13 protein-coding genes are annotated in these 15,527 nt (G+C 36.4%); all 13 read right to left on the reverse strand.

The genetic code is table 11. From position 1 onward, the window contains the following. Positions 1 to 15: 15 nt before the first annotated feature. Entirely contained in the window at positions 16 to 924 is a 909-nt protein-coding gene (gene truB / locus I5776_RS12495) for a tRNA pseudouridine(55) synthase TruB (protein ID WP_202776736.1), read from the reverse strand. A 65-nt stretch (positions 925 to 989) separates the two neighbouring features. Beyond that, entirely contained in the window at positions 990 to 1,334 is a 345-nt protein-coding gene (gene rbfA, locus I5776_RS12500; RefSeq protein WP_202776737.1) for a 30S ribosome-binding factor RbfA, read from the reverse strand. 15 nt (positions 1,335 to 1,349) lie between these two features. Next, the gene (locus tag I5776_RS12505) at positions 1,350 to 1,628 is read right to left on the reverse strand and encodes a DUF503 domain-containing protein (RefSeq protein WP_202776738.1); all 279 of its coding nucleotides are present in this window, start codon (positions 1,626 to 1,628) and stop codon (positions 1,350 to 1,352) included. Continuing rightward, positions 1,625 to 3,814 carry a translation initiation factor IF-2 gene (gene infB / locus I5776_RS12510; RefSeq protein WP_202776739.1) on the reverse strand — a complete coding sequence of 730 codons (2,190 nt, stop codon included), beginning with the start codon at positions 3,812 to 3,814 and terminating at the stop codon, positions 1,625 to 1,627. Before infB ends, I5776_RS12505 begins: the two co-directional genes overlap by 4 nt. Before the next feature lie 15 nt (positions 3,815 to 3,829). After that, positions 3,830 to 4,138: a YlxQ family RNA-binding protein gene (locus I5776_RS12515; RefSeq protein WP_202776740.1), complete on the reverse strand. Its 309-nt coding sequence runs from the start codon at positions 4,136 to 4,138 to the stop codon at positions 3,830 to 3,832. A 4-nt stretch (positions 4,139 to 4,142) separates the two neighbouring features. Continuing rightward, on the reverse strand, positions 4,143 to 4,418 hold the full coding sequence (gene rnpM / locus I5776_RS12520) for an RNase P modulator RnpM (protein WP_202776741.1): 276 nt from the start codon (positions 4,416 to 4,418) through the stop codon (positions 4,143 to 4,145). Between the two features lie 11 nt (positions 4,419 to 4,429). Then, the gene (gene nusA / locus I5776_RS12525; protein ID WP_202776742.1) at positions 4,430 to 5,557 is read right to left on the reverse strand and encodes a transcription termination factor NusA; all 1,128 of its coding nucleotides are present in this window, start codon (positions 5,555 to 5,557) and stop codon (positions 4,430 to 4,432) included. Between the two features lie 114 nt (positions 5,558 to 5,671). After that, positions 5,672 to 6,139, reverse strand: a complete 468-nt coding sequence (rimP, locus tag I5776_RS12530; RefSeq protein ID WP_202776743.1) for a ribosome maturation factor RimP — start codon at positions 6,137 to 6,139, stop codon at positions 5,672 to 5,674. 597 nt (positions 6,140 to 6,736) lie between these two features. Further along, on the reverse strand, positions 6,737 to 11,056 hold the full coding sequence (locus I5776_RS12535; protein WP_202776744.1) for a PolC-type DNA polymerase III: 4,320 nt from the start codon (positions 11,054 to 11,056) through the stop codon (positions 6,737 to 6,739). 171 nt (positions 11,057 to 11,227) lie between these two features. After that, positions 11,228 to 12,490 (reverse strand): RIP metalloprotease RseP, encoded by a 1,263-nt coding sequence (gene rseP / locus I5776_RS12540; RefSeq protein WP_202776745.1) that lies wholly within the window; start codon positions 12,488 to 12,490, stop codon positions 11,228 to 11,230. A 16-nt stretch (positions 12,491 to 12,506) separates the two neighbouring features. Next, positions 12,507 to 13,652, reverse strand: coding sequence for a 1-deoxy-D-xylulose-5-phosphate reductoisomerase (locus I5776_RS12545; RefSeq protein ID WP_202776746.1), 1,146 nt, complete (start codon positions 13,650 to 13,652; stop codon positions 12,507 to 12,509). 38 nt (positions 13,653 to 13,690) lie between these two features. After that, the gene (locus I5776_RS12550) at positions 13,691 to 14,488 is read right to left on the reverse strand and encodes a phosphatidate cytidylyltransferase (protein WP_202776747.1); all 798 of its coding nucleotides are present in this window, start codon (positions 14,486 to 14,488) and stop codon (positions 13,691 to 13,693) included. Further along, positions 14,485 to 15,282 (reverse strand): undecaprenyl pyrophosphate synthase, encoded by a 798-nt coding sequence (gene uppS / locus I5776_RS12555; protein WP_202776748.1) that lies wholly within the window; start codon positions 15,280 to 15,282, stop codon positions 14,485 to 14,487. Before uppS ends, I5776_RS12550 begins: the two co-directional genes overlap by 4 nt. Positions 15,283 to 15,527: the final 245 nt, after the last annotated feature.

Below are 15,527 nucleotides of genomic sequence, written 5' to 3' on the forward strand. Positions count from 1 at the left end.
TTTCTTTCTATTAGATCAATTATTAAGAACTTTAACAGGCTTTATTAAATGCGGTTTTTCAGGATGAATTTTGTAAATCGCTTTCACTTGATTCTGATGGATTATAACAACTTCCTTATCTCCAAAAGTCCACCATTCACCTTTTTCTAAAACCGCGCCATTATTCACTTTCTCTGCTAATGTATCATTAATCACGTATTTCGGCAAATGAGAAACTCCCCTATCTAAAGGAAAGATTACATTGTTTAATGTATTTTCATCCAGATGTGTTTCTATCTCGGAAAAAGTTAAACAATCATCCTTAGTAAAAGAACCGGAAGATGTCCTTGTAAGTTCAGACATATGAGCTGGATAGCCTAACTTTTCACCAATGGACACTGCTAACGTCCTTATATATGTCCCTTTGCTGCATTTTACCCGAAAACGAAATGAAATGGGGTTCCCCGAAAAAATCTTTCTATCATCAAGTAATTCAATTTCATAAATGTTAACGATTCTTGTTGGGCGTTCAATCTCAATTCCTTTCCTAGCGTATTCATACAACCTTTTCCCGTTTACTTTTACTGCTGAATACATTGGAGGAGTTTGCGAAATTTCTCCACGAAATGATTGAAGCACTTCTAAAATTTGATTGCGATTGATTGTTTCATGTATTTGAACTTCGTCAATTTTATCACCACTGGCATCCTCAGTTGTCGTTGAATATCCAAGTGTAACTTCTCCTTCGTATTCTTTTCCAGCATTCGTTATGTATTCTGCAACTTTTGTTGCCTTTCCTAAACAAATTGGGAGGACACCCGTTACATCAGGATCAAGGGTTCCTGTATGTCCAACCTTTTTCATTTTCAGCATTTTTCTTATCTTAAATACACAATCATGTGAGGTCATTCCTTTTGGTTTCCATAAAGGAAGAATTCCATCCATACGAGTACTCCTTTTTACATAATCTCTTGAAAAAAGGATAGACAAAATTGTCTATCCTTTTTTGTCTATTTATCTGTGTTTATTTCTTTAATAATGGTTTCGATTCGATTCCCATACTCAATTGATTCATCGAATGCAAATGAAAGTTCTGGAGTTTTTCTCAAGCGAATTCTATGTCCAACTTCAGAACGAATAAATCCTTTTGCTTTTTCAAGTGCAAGAAGTGTTCCCTCTTTTTGTTTATCCCCACCTAGAACAGTAATATACACTGTTGCTTGTTGGAGGTCACCTGTTACCTGAACATCTGTTACTGTAACAAAGCCAATACGCGGGTCCTTTATTTTTCGGCCGATAATTTCACTAAGTTCTTTCTTCATTTGCTCTCCGACACGATTTGCACGTAGGCTCATATATAACACCTCACATTACAACCATTCATAAATGGTTTCTAGTCTTTCCCATTCGGGAAAGGAATCTAAAAATTTTATCGCATTTTCTATTTCCTTTTCAGCCGCTGTTTGAGACGAGGCAACAGAAACAACAGCAATTTTTGTTCGCTGCCACAAATCCTGATGACCTATTTCAGAAACTGAAACATTTAATTTTTGTTTAAGTCTAGATATCGTTCTTTGGAGGACCGCTCTTTTTTCCTTTAAAGAACCGACTTCATAAATGCGGAATTCACATTCCACATATCGGATCACGCACGTTCAACTTCTTCCATTATAAAGGCTTCAATGATATCTCCTTCTTTTAGATCATTGTAGTTTTTAATGGTAATCCCACATTCATAACCTTGACTTACTTCTTTCGCATCATCTTTGTAACGTTTTAACGTATCGATTTCTCCTTCAAAAATGACGACACTATTTCGGATAATACGGATACCGCTATCACGAGTAATTTTACCATCTGTAACATAGCTTCCTGCAATAGTACCAACTTTAGATACTTTGAAAGTTTGACGTACTTCCACTTGACCAATAATTTTCTCATGGAATTCCGGATCAAGCATACCTTTCATCGCAGACTCGATTTCTTCAATTACTTTATAAATAATACGGTGTAATCGAATATCAACATTTTCAGCTTCTGCTGCACGTTTTGCATTTACATCTGGGCGTACATTAAAACCGATAACAATTGCATTTGATGCTGCAGCAAGAGAGATATCAGATTCATTAATACCACCAACAGCAGTATGAATAATTCTAACATTTACACCTTCTACATCAATTTTTTGCAATGATGCTGCGAGCGCTTCTACTGATCCTTGCACATCTGCTTTAATAATAATATTTATATCCTTCATTTCGCCTTGTTTCATTTGTTCGAATAAAGTATCTAGGCTTACCCGGGCAGTTTCATTTCGTTGTGCTAAAACAGCTTGTTGTGCGCGTAATTCTCCAACTTGTCGAGCTGTTTTTTCATCATCAAATACGACAAAGCGATCTCCCGCTTGTGGTACATCATTTAAACCGGTAATTTCTACTGGAGTTGATGGGCCTGCTTCCTTTACGCGGCGACCTAAATCATTCACCATTGCACGTACACGTCCAAAAGTATGTCCTACAACAATTGGATCACCCACACGTAATGTACCATTTTGAACTAACAACGTTGCAACTGACCCACGTCCTTTGTCTAATTGCGCTTCAATTACTGTACCAACTGCATTTCGGTTCGGATTCGCTTTATATTCTTCCACTTCACCCACAAGTAGAATCATTTCAAGCAAGTTATCAATACCTTCTCCATTTTTCGCAGAAATTGGAACAAAAATCGTATCGCCGCCCCAATCCTCTGGTACAAGCCCATGTTCTGTTAATTCTTGCATAACTCGATCAGGGTTTGCAGCAGGTTTATCCATTTTGTTCACTGCAACGATGATTGGCACATTCGCCGCTTTGGCGTGATTAATTGCCTCAATCGTTTGTGGCATTACCCCATCATCAGCTGCCACAACTAATATTGTAATATCTGTTATTTGTGCTCCTCGTGCCCTCATCGTTGTAAAAGCAGCATGCCCAGGTGTATCTAAGAATGTAATCTTTTTGCCGTTTACTTCTACTTGATAAGCACCAATATGTTGTGTAATACCACCAGCTTCGCCAGCAGTTACTTTCGTATTACGAATAGAATCCAATGTTGTTGTTTTCCCGTGGTCAACATGTCCCATTATCGTAACGACTGATGGACGTTCTTTAAGATTCTCTTCTGTATCTTCAGTAAAATATACTTCAAGATCGGTTGTATCGATTTGTATTTCTTCTTCAACTTCTACGCCGTAGTCTGTAGCGATAAGTTCAATAGAATCCTTGTCAAGTTCATTATTAATCGTTGCAACAACACCAAGCATGAAAAGCTTTTTAATTAATTCAGATGGTTCTCTGTGTAATTTTTTCGCAAGCTCGGCAACAGTCAATGAACCGCTAAATGTAATTTTACTTGGAAGTTCTTTTTTCTTCGGCGGCATTTGTTGTTGTTGTTGTGGACGTTGTTTATTTTTATTTTTATTATTATTTTTTTGCCTTTTATTATTTGAACCTTTATTGTCCCTAGGTGCGTTGTTTTTACTATTTGGCTTAGATTCGTTAGGTTTATGTTTTTGTTGTGTATTATCTTTCACGAGGCTCTCTTCAACTTCCATTTCTTTTTGGCTATTTTTTTTATTTACTTGTTGTTTATTATGTGATTGATTGTTATTAGAATTAGATTTCGCCTTATTATCATGACGATTATACATTTTATCTAATTTGCTAATAGTATCCCCATCAATCGTAGACATATGATTATTGACTTCAATGTTTATTTCTTTAAGCTTTGAAATAACGTCTTTACTTGAAACATTTTGTTTTTTTGCGTACTCATAAATTCGAATTTTACTCATATGTTCACCCCCACCTTATGATTCACCGAGCAAGATTTCTAATTTCTTCGCAAAGCCCAGATCCGTTATTGCTACGACAACTCTTGATTCTTTTCCAATCGCGGTCCCGAGGATTTCTCTATTTGTGATCCCATAAATTGGGATGTGATAAAAACGACATTTATCTTGCACTTTTTTTGTTGTATTTTCCGATGCATCTTTGGAAAGTAACACAAGTTTTGCGCGGCCATTTTTCACTTCTTTAATTACTAATTCTTCACCAGATATTACTTTACGCGCGCGATTTGCTAAACCAAGTAATGATAATGCCTTTGATTCAGTCATATATCTATAGATTCTCCCTTTCAATGAGCCTCAAAAGCTCATCATAAATGGTTTCATCTATAGAAGTCTCTAAATGATTGGCTAAAATGTTTTTTTTCTTTGCTAGTAGAATAGCCTCTTTATCCTTGGACAGATACGCACCTCTCCCAGATTGTTTTCCTTTAAGGTCGATTGATACTTCTCCATCCTTAGAACGAACGATTCTAATCATTTCTTTTTTAGGTTTCATTTCACCTGTAGCAACACATTTCCTTAATGGAATTTTCTTTTGAGTAGCCATTTCGATCACCCCTATTCGAAATCGTCTTCTAGCATTTCGAAACTATCATCAAGCTGATCATCGCTTGTAATTAAAGCTGCATCCTCGCGCGGATAAATTCCTAACTCACGTGCTTCTGATTCACTTTTAATGTCAATTTTCCATCCAGTAAGTTTCGCAGCTAATCTAGCATTTTGTCCGCGTTTTCCGATAGCAAGAGATAGTTGATAATCGGGCACAATTACTGTAGTCGCTTTTTCTTCTTCATCTACGATAACATCAAGAACTTTAGAAGGACTTAACGCGTTAGCAACAAAGGTTACTGGGTTATCCGACCATTCAACGATGTCAATTTTTTCACCTTTAAGTTCATTTACAATTGCTTGAACCCTTGAACCTTTAGGACCTACACATGCACCAACTGGATCAACTTCTGCTCGATCAGTAAAAACAGAAATTTTCGAGCGATCTCCCGCCTCACGTGCAACAGAGCGGATTTCAACTGTACCATCATATATTTCAGGTACTTCAATTTCAAATAATCGTTTTAATAAACCAGGATGTGTACGGGATACAAAAATTTGTGGTCCTTTTGTTGTTTTTTCAACCTTAGTAATATAAACCTTTATCCGATCATGTGGACGATAAGATTCATTTGGCATTTGCTCACTTTGTGCAAGTAATGCTTCAATTTTCCCTAGATTTACATAGATGAAACGAGGATCTTGTCTTTGGACAATACCTGTCATAATATCATCTTCGCGATCGATAAATTCAGAATAAATGATTCCTCTTTCCGCCTCACGAACACGTTGAGTCACAACTTGCTTTGCAGTTTGAGCGGCGATACGGCCAAAATCTTTAGGTGTTACTTCTATTTCAACTACATCTCCCACTTCATACGCGGGATTAATTTTCACTGCATCCTCCAGTGATATTTCAAGTCGGGAATCAAAAACCTCATCGACAACATCTTTTCTAGCAAAAACTCTCATTGTACCATTTGCTAAATTCAAGTCTGTTCGCACATTTTGCGCTTGGTTAAAATTCCGTCGATATGCAGATACTAACGCTGCTTCAATTGCTTCTATGATTACGTCACGAGAAATCCCTTTCTCTTTTTCTAAAATAATAAGAGCATCTAATAATTCTGTGCTCATGGAATTGTCATCCCCCTCAAAAATAATAGAAACTTCGCGAGTTAAACTAATGGGTTCTACCTTGTAAGTAATGGTTAGAACAGTATGCAGTAAATACTGCAGCATTTGTAAAAATTAAAATAAAATAGCTAGACGTGCCTTTGCCACTTTTTCATATGGAATTTCTACTTCTTTTTTCCTCGTTTTAATTTTCATTTCAAGTTTTAATGTTTGACCATCAAAATCTAGTAGTTTTCCTTCAAATTGTTTCTCTCCGTCAATTTGTTCATAAGTACTGATACTGACGTTTTTTCCAACTGCTAGTTTGAAATCCTTTTCTTTTTTCAAAGGACGTTCTGCACCTGGAGAAGATACTTCTAGAAAATAATTATTAGGAATTGGGTCGAGTTCATCCAATTTTTCCCCTAATCGCTCACTTACAATCCCACATTCTTCGATATCAATTCCATTTTCTTTATCTATAAATACGCGAAGAAACCAATTTTTTCCTTCTTTAACATATTCAATATCTACAAGATCAAGTTTCATATCTTGAATGATAGGTGTAACGAGTTCTTCGACAATGTCCGTTACTTTGCTCATAAAAACCTCCTGATTAACAATGGTAATAGCTTATAAATTAATAAAAATTAATCATCATAGAAGCAAAATGGACTTAACCAAAAAGACGAAAGAGTGGGTATGCCCCACTCTTTCCAAGAGTTATCAGTAGTATTTCCAATAAAAATATACCATAACCAAAATTTATATGCAAATAATTCGAAAAGCGGAGGGCGCTTGATTATCGGCGAAACTCGCTGGAGGGCTGACGAGGAAGGTTGTTTTTCAAACCTTCCACGGCAGACCGAAGCGACGCGAGCCGATAGCGCCCGCAGCTGGACAATTCGAAAAGCGAAGGCGACTGCTCAGCCCCGACAAGCATAAGGCAGCTTACGTAGTGGCTTGCCCTTTAGCCACGCAGTAAGTTGACTTATGACCTCGAGGGGCTAGGAGCCGCAGCTGGATCTCGAAAAGCGAAGGGCGCTTGATTATCGGCGAAACTCGCTGGAGGGCTGACAAGGAAGGTTGTTTTTCAAACCTTCCACGGCAGACCGAAGCGACGCGAGCCGATAGCGCCCGCAGCTGGACATCTCGAAAAGCGAAGGCGACTGCTCAGCCCCGACAAGCACTATTTATAAATTAAAACAACGACAATTGATTCTGCTCTGGAAGAGATTCTAGACAACCGTGATTGTTTAGATACTCTATAATTGTTTTTGAAACTCTTCCACGTTGTTGAAGATCTTCTTTTGATAAGAATTCCCCTTCTTCACGTGCTTTTACAATATTTAATGCCGCGTTTGTTCCTAAACCCGGAATTGCATTGAAAGGTGGTATTAATGAGTTCCCATCAATAACAAACTCTGAGGCCTTTGAACGATAAAGATCGACCCGTTGAAATTGGAAACCACGTTCACACATTTCCAGACAAAGCTCTAATACCGTTAATAAACTTTTTTCCTTTGTAGATGCGTCTAATCCTTTAGCATTTATTTCATCAATCTTGGTTCGAATGGAACTTGAACCTCGGACCATCGCTTCTAAGTCGAAGTCTTCGGCCCTAACTGTGAAATATGCCGCATAATAAAGCAATGGTAAATGGACTTTAAAATAAGCAATACGAACTGCCATCAAAACATATGCTGCAGCATGGGCCTTAGGGAACATGTATTTAATTTTTTTACAAGAATCGATATACCATTCCGGAACATTTTGCTTTCGCATTTCCTCTTCCATTTCCGGCTGCAATCCTTTCCCCTTACGAACCGATTCCATAATTTTAAAAGCTAGTGATGGTTCTAAGTTTTGATAAATCAAATAAACCATGATGTCATCACGACATCCAATTACTTCCGGTAATGTACAAGTTCCGTTGTGAATCAATTCTTGTGCATTTCCTAACCAAACATCTGTCCCATGAGAAAGACCAGAAATTTGGACTAGTTCGGAGAAAGTTGTTGGTTTTGTATCTTCAAGCATCTGCCTTACAAATCTTGTTCCAAACTCCGGAATCCCCAACGTTCCTGTTTTACACATAATCTGTTCTTCAGTAACCCCTAATGATTTCGTACCGCTAAAGATTTGCATTACGACGGGATCATCGGTTGGAATTGTTTTCGGATCGATACCGCTCAGATCTTGAAGCATACGAATCATTGTTGGATCATCGTGTCCAAGTATATCTAATTTTAAAACATTGTCATGAATCGAATGGAAGTCAAAATGGGTCGTTTTCCATTCCGATCCCCGATCATCTGCCGGGAATTGAATTGGTGTAAAATCATATACATCCATATAATCGGGAATAACGATAATTCCCCCTGGATGCTGTCCTGTTGTCCGTTTAACACCTGTACACCCTTGTACTAATCGATCAATTTCCGCACCACGTAAATTAAGGTTATTATCTTGTGCGTAACCTCTAACATATCCATAAGCAGTTTTATCAGCTACCGTACCAATTGTTCCAGCACGATAAACATATTCCTCACCGAACAGAACCTTTGTATAGTTATGTGCACGAGGTTGGTATTCTCCGGAGAAGTTAAGATCAATATCGGGAACTTTATCCCCCTTAAAACCTAAGAAGGTTTCAAATGGGATATCATGTCCATCTTTTTTATATTTTATTCCACAATTTGGACAGTCCTTATCAGGTAAATCAAAACCAGAACCAACTGATCCATCATTGAAAAACTCCGAATGCTTACACTTTGCACATACGTAATGAGGTGGCAGCGGATTAACTTCGGTAATTTCTGTCATAGTTGCTACAAAAGAAGATCCAACTGAACCACGGGAACCAACGAGATATCCATCATCTAATGATTTTTTCACTAGTTTATGAGAAATAAGATAAATAACTGCAAACCCATGACCAATAATACTTTTCAACTCTTTTTCCAGTCTTGCTTCAACAATCTCAGGAAGATCATCTCCATAAATACTACGTGCCATTTCATAACTCATATTTCTTATTTCATCTTCGGCACCTTCAATTTTTGGTGTGTATAGATCATCCTTAATCGGTTTAATTGTATCAATCATATCTGCAATTTTATTCGTGTTCGTAATAACAATTTCTTTTGCCTTTTCTTTACCTAAAAACGAAAAAGCTTGCAGCATTTCATCTGTTGTTCGAAAATGAACATCTGGTAATTTATGGCGATTTAAAGGATTGGCACCCGCTTGTGAACCAATTAAAATTTTTCGATATATCTTATCCTCTGGATTAAGGTAATGTACATTGCCGGTTGCTACAACCGGAAGGTCTAGTTTTTCACCTAATTTAACAATATTCGATATAATTTCTTCTAATGATTTCTCGTCTCGAACTAATTCTAATTCTAGTAAATGAGCATATACCTCTTTTGGATGCACTTCTAGATAATCATAGAATTTCGCAGTTTCCTCTACCTCATCGGGAGCTTTTTGCATCATCCCTTCAAATACTTCTCCCTTATCACATGCAGAACCAACGAGGATACCTTCACGGAATTTTTGCAATTGTGATCTCGGTATTCTAGGAACACGATAAAAATAATCAATATGGGCTAGTGATATAAGTTTAAATAAATTTTTAAGCCCTGCTTCTGTCTGTGCAAGTAATATACAGTGGGATGGACGTGCCCGTTTATATGCGCCACCTTTTCCCATATAATCATTAAATTGATCATGGTATTCAATTCCTTGTTTATTTGCATCTTTTAATAATTTTATGAGAATATATCCGGTTGCTTCAGCATCATATATCGCCCGATGGTGTTGGGTTAATTCAATATCAAATTTTTTCGCTAGTGTATTTAAACGATGATTTTTAAATTCTGGAAAAAGTAATCTTGCTACTTCTAATGTATCAATAACAGGGTTTGTTGCTTTTGGCAAACCGATCTTCTGGTAACCTACATTTAGAAAGCCCATATCAAAAGAGGCATTGTGGGCTACTAAAATATCATCTTTTGCCCACTCTAAAAATTTTCGTAAAACAATATCAACATCAGGTGCGCTTTCAACCATATCATCGGTAATTCCTGTGAGTTCAATTGTTGTATTTGATAGCCGATGGTGAGGGTTAGCAAACGATTCAAAACGGTCGATAATTTCACCGTTGTGGATTTTCACGGCAGCCAATTCAATGATTGTATCATAAACAGCAGATAAGCCTGTTGTTTCCACGTCAAAGACGACAAATGTATCATCACTTAATAATCGATGGGCATCATTGTATGTGATTGGAACACCATCATCGACTAGATTTGCCTCTACCCCGTATAGAATTTTAATATCATTCTTTTTCCCTGCACCGAAAGCTTCCGGGAACGATTGAGCAATTCCATGATCGGTAACAGCAATGGCTTTGTGACCCCATTTTTTAGCCTGGCTGACTAAGTCACTAATTGGCGTAACAGCATCCATTTGACTCATAGGTGTATGAAGGTGAAGCTCGACTCGTTTTTCTCCTTCGGGTGAATGATCTTGTCTAAGTTTCGGTTTAATTTCATTTAAATCATTGGCAATCATGACAAGATCCCGAACGAAAGTATCATTTTGAATGCTTCCTCGTGCTCGAATCCACATTCCTTTTTTCACTTGGCTGAGAATCACAGCATCTTCTTTGTCACGTGAAAACATTTTCACTAAAATTGAGCTAGTGTAGTCTGTAATTTTGAATGTCAATAATGTTCTTCCACTACGAAGTTCCTTTGTTTCCGCAAAAAATACATATCCTTCTACTGTGATTCTTCTTTCCTCATCAATAATTTCTTCCATGCGACGGAAAGTATCATCTTCTTTAATCGATAGCCCAATCATGACTGGACCTTCCATTACAGGAGAATCACTAGAGTCTGTTTCTTTCTTCTGCATTTCTATTACAGCTAACTTCGCCCGTTCTTCGTCTTCTTTTTGTTTTTCTTCAATAAATTTTTTATATTCTTCATTTGTTTCATTCTGTCCGATTTCGGCATCCAAAACATAGAATGGAAACCCGAAATTCTGGTAGATGTTTGAAATCCATTCTCCGTATTTTTGTTTTAGTGTTCTTGCTTCCGTATCATTTCTTGCTTGTACAATTAATTTATTCCCTTTTACTGTCGGTACTTGCTCATTTAATAAGGATAAAAGCATAGGGGATATCCCATCAAGCTCTTTTATACAATGTCTCCAATAGTTAACGACGACTTCTTCGGGAATGGTCGATTCCATTACACGAATTGTAAAATCAACCTTTGCCACATGGTTAAATGCGTGTTCTAATTGTAGGGTAAAACGGTTAAAGATTTCATAAGGCAAAATCTGTTCAAACAAGAAATAAAAATGCCACCGTTTTGTTTTTCTCTCTACTACGAGTTTTTCTATTTCCGCGTTTTGAAAGGATTCGACGATTCCATCTTCTGTCATATTAAGTTGTTGCAATAATACACGAAATCGCTCTTTTTTTTCGGCGGGATTGCTAGACATATTTTTCTCTCCCATCCTTCTCTATATCTATTCATTAATAAACGTTCAAATATAAATCATTCCATATACATAATAAAAAAACATCACGACAATTTCAATCCACAAACATTGACAGATGTTTTCCTAAAAAGAGAGAAGAAGCAATCGGTATGTTCCGATTGCTTCATTATTCTATAAAAAGAATCTTTGTATATCATTCCATGTGACGATAATCATTAATAACATTAATAACATAAAACCTATAAAGTGGACCATTCCTTCTTTTTGACGATCGATTGGTTTTCCTCTTAATGCTTCTACACCGAAGAATAGTAAACGTCCACCATCTAATGCCGGAATAGGCAATAAATTCATAATACCTAGGTTAATACTTAATAATGCTGCCCATTTCATCAAGAAAGTAATGCCTGATTTTGCGACTACTTCTGTTGATTTATAAATACCGACAGGACCCGATAACATATCGATTGAAAATTGACCTGTTACAAGTTTACCAAGCATTCTAAAGATCTCAATAGTCCACTGGTATGTTTGCTCAACACCATATGTTGCCACTTTTAATGGTGACTTTTGAACTGGATTATTTACCCCAATTCGACCAATTTCCTTATTACCATCTTTTTCAGCTTTCGGTGTAACGGCAATATCTTTAGTTTGATTATTTCTTTCAATCGTAAACATTAATTCTTCACCCGGATGCTTTTGGATCACTTCAACAATATCTTCCCAACTTGAAATTTCCGAGCCATCAATGCTTATAATCGTATCACCTTCATGTAAACCAGCTTGTTTCGCCGCACCATCTGAGGTTAATTTCCCTAGTACTGGATCATTTACAGGTACACCTTGAATAATCGCTAAAATAGTAAATATAACAATCGCCAGAACAAAGTTCATCATTGGTCCTGCAAAAATCGTCATTGCACGGTGTCCCAATGATTTCGACGCAAATTGTCTGTCCCATGGAGCGATTTGAGTTTCTACCCGATCTTCTACAATCACAGCGTCTTTTGTAACAGAAAAAGTTTTTAAAGTTTCATCCTCATCTCCTTCTTCATATCCTTTAATAATTAGCTTGTGATCTAAATCAGACTCTTCCACCTCAATCGTACGGATATCCGAAAAACGACTTTTTCCATTAATAACTATTTTATTAACTTCTTCGTTTTCATTAAAAAGTAGTCCAACTCGTTGACCGGCTTTTAATTCGACCATTTCTTGATCTTCACCCGCCATACGGACATATCCACCAATCGGTAATAGCCTAATCGTATAAAGAGTTTCATTTTTTCTAAAAGATAATACTTTCGGACCAAATCCAATTGCAAATTCACGAACTAAAATACCTGCTCGTTTAGCGAAATAAAAATGACCTGCTTCATGGAAAAATACTAATGCTCCGAAAATAATAATAAACGCGATTACTGTCGTCAAAATCCAAAACCACCTTTTATAAGAGTGAGTTTATATACGCTCTTGTTTCCTGATCTACCATTTTGATTGTATCCAGATCTGGATGAGTAATCCTATGATGCTTTTCAAGTGCCTTTTCAACGAATTCATCAATTGTTAAGAAAGAAATTTTTCTTTTTAAAAACGCATCAACTGCCGCTTCATTTGCTGCATTTAAGACCGTTGGCATGGTTCCTCCGGCCTTTCCAGCTTCATAAGCGAGTTTTAAACAAACAAAACGATTCAAATCCATATCTTCGAAATGCAATTTGCCAATTTCGGCTAAATTCAATTTATTTCCTGTTGGTAATGGTAGGCGATCGGGATATGTTAATGCATATTGAATAGCTACACGCATGTCTGGTGAACCTAGCTGTGCTTTTACACTAGTATCCCGAAATTCAACCATCGAATGAATGATACTTTCTCGATGTAATAATACATCTATTTTTTCATATGGTAAATTAAAAAGCCAATGTGCTTCGATAACTTCTAAACCTTTATTCATCATAGTAGCTGAGTCAATCGTAATTTTTGCCCCCATCGACCAATTCGGATGGTTCAATGCTTGGTCAAGTGTAACATCTTTAAGTTCTTCACGACTTTTATCCCGGAAACTACCACCAGATGCCGTAATGATTAGACGTTCTATATTTTTTTCTGCTTCTCCTTGTAAACATTGAAATATAGCTGAATGTTCGCTATCAATCGGCAAAATGTCTACACCATTTGCTTTAGCTGATTCCATAACGATGTGGCCAGCTGTAACAAGTGTTTCTTTATTTGCTAAAGCAATTGTTTTCTTTGCTTTAATGGCTTGCAATGTCGGATATAAACCAACACTTCCCATAACAGCATTAACAAGGACGTCGGTCTTTTCATAAACAGCTACTTCTACTAACCCATCATCTCCGTAGGAAAAACGGATATTGTTACTAAATTCAGATTTTAAGGTTTCATAATCCGTTTGCTCTTTAACAGATACAAACTCAGGACTAAACTCCGAAATAATTTTTCTAGCAAGCTCAATATTTTTCCCAATTGAAAAAGCAACTAGGCGAAATTTATCTGGATGATTTCGAATCACATCTAATGTTTGCGTACCAATGGATCCAGTTGCCCCTAATAAACTAATATATCTCATCTTTTCAACTCCTAATTAAACAGTAAAACATTTTATTATTATTGGACGAAATGGAGTAAATGGAGTAATGGCCATACGAATAATAAGCTATCGAATCGATCCAAAATCCCTCCATGTCCAGGTAAGATGTTGCCGGAATCTTTTACCCCGTATTGACGTTTATAGGCTGATTCCACTAAATCCCCTATTTGTCCAAAAATCGCAACGACTGCTGAAACAACAATAAGTTGAACGATAGAAGCATCTAGATTAGAAAATAGTGAGAATAGAATACCAACGATGATTGCGCAAACTACTCCCCCTATTGCTCCCTCAACTGTTTTATTTGGACTTATTTCTGGCCAAAGTTTTCTTCTGCCCATTGCACGTCCTATAAAGTATGCGCCGGAATCAGTAGCCCAAATGGCAAATAAAGAATATAGAATATATGTAAGACCATTATCTGCATCTCGTGTTTCAACAAAATAATAGAAACCCATACCTATATAAACTACCGTAAGTAACAAAAAGGAGATATGATCAAACGTGGTTTTATTTTTAGTAATAACAGTAATGACTAATAATAGTAAAACTGCTATAAAAATATAATGCAATTTTGTATAGCCAAAATGCTCAATGACATGTGTATACTGCTTTGGAACTAAAATGATCCATAATAATAATAATGAAATAATACCCTGAAGTGAAAAAATAGATAGTTTCCTCATTTTTAAAAGCTCATAAAGGGCTACCGTTCCCATTAAATAGGATAAAATTACAAACGGGATATTTCCATATATTACGATCGGTATGAATATTGCTGCTGCAATCACTGCTGTAATTATTCTTTGCTTCACTTCTCTGTACCCTCACTTTTTAAGCCGCCATATCTTCTTGATCTTTGTTGATATTCCTCAATTGCCTGCAGTAAATCATCTTCACTAAAGTCAGGCCATAAAACATCAGTAAAAACAAATTCAGTATATGCCATTTGCCATAGCATAAAATTACTTAACCTAATTTCGCCACTTGTACGAATCAGTAAATCAGGGTCTTTATACTTTTTTGACATTAAATAATTAGAAAATAATTCTTCTGTAACACTATTTTTGTCAATAGTACCATTTTCCATATCAACAATAATATTTTGAACAGCATTTAGTATTTCATCCCTACCACCATAATTAAGGGCAAAGTTTAAAATTAGCCCTGTATTATCGCGTGTATCATCAATCGCTTTTTGTACAGCTTTCATCGTATGTGCTGGTAACTTTTCTTTATGGCCCATCATCTGAACTTTAACATTTTCTTCCACTAATTCCGGTAAGAATGTACCAAGAAATTCCTCTGGAAGTTTCATTAAATAATCGACTTCATTTTTAGGTCTAATCCAATTCTCTGTTGAAAAGGCGTAAAGCGTCAAAACTTCAATCCCAATATTATTAGCAAAGCGTGTGATAGGTTTAACCTTTTTCATCCCTTCATGATGTCCAGCGATTCGCGGCAATGCACGTTTACTTGCCCACCTACCATTCCCGTCCATTATGATTGCGATATGTTTTGGTAGATCATGTTTTTTTATGTTTTCAATTCTTTCTTCAATACTTTGAGTTCCTTTGGAAGTTTTTTTTAACTTCAACTTATTTAACATAACTTGCCCTCCACTGGAATACTGCACCAAATAATCTGTACCATATTATATAATATCAAAAAAACGCAGGAATATCTTTATTTACTATAAATTATGTATTGAATGTGATTTCTATTATAGATAATATAATTATATTTGAGAAGTTTTTCACTGTAATTATTTAGATTTAATAAACTAGATAAGCGCATATCCTATACTCCGCCCCGACAAGAAAAAAACTCTCGAAATTCGAGAGTTCCTTTGTA

This window comes from Heyndrickxia vini (assembly GCF_016772275.1).
In the GTDB taxonomy this organism is placed as follows: domain Bacteria; phylum Bacillota; class Bacilli; order Bacillales; family Bacillaceae_C; genus Heyndrickxia; species Heyndrickxia vini.

Bases quoted from the DNA above. Each gene is read 5' to 3' on its own strand.
- rbfA (WP_202776737.1), bottom strand. From the start codon at position 1,334: ATGAGCCTACGTGCAAATCGTGTCGGAGAGCAAATGAAGAAAGAACTT.
- I5776_RS12545 (WP_202776746.1), bottom strand. From the start codon at position 13,652: ATGAGATATATTAGTTTATTAGGGGCAACTGGATCCATTGGTACGCAA.
- I5776_RS12535 (WP_202776744.1), bottom strand. From the start codon at position 11,056: ATGTCTAGCAATCCCGCCGAAAAAAAAGAGCGATTTCGTGTATTATTG.
- uppS (WP_202776748.1), bottom strand. From the start codon at position 15,282: ATGTTAAATAAGTTGAAGTTAAAAAAAACTTCCAAAGGAACTCAAAGT.
- I5776_RS12515 (WP_202776740.1), bottom strand. From the start codon at position 4,138: ATGACTGAATCAAAGGCATTATCATTACTTGGTTTAGCAAATCGCGCG.
- rnpM (WP_202776741.1), bottom strand. From the start codon at position 4,418: ATGGCTACTCAAAAGAAAATTCCATTAAGGAAATGTGTTGCTACAGGT.
- rimP (WP_202776743.1), bottom strand. From the start codon at position 6,139: ATGAGCAAAGTAACGGACATTGTCGAAGAACTCGTTACACCTATCATT.
- infB (WP_202776739.1), bottom strand. From the start codon at position 3,814: ATGAGTAAAATTCGAATTTATGAGTACGCAAAAAAACAAAATGTTTCA.
- truB (WP_202776736.1), bottom strand. From the start codon at position 924: ATGGATGGAATTCTTCCTTTATGGAAACCAAAAGGAATGACCTCACAT.
- nusA (WP_202776742.1), bottom strand. From the start codon at position 5,557: ATGAGCACAGAATTATTAGATGCTCTTATTATTTTAGAAAAAGAGAAA.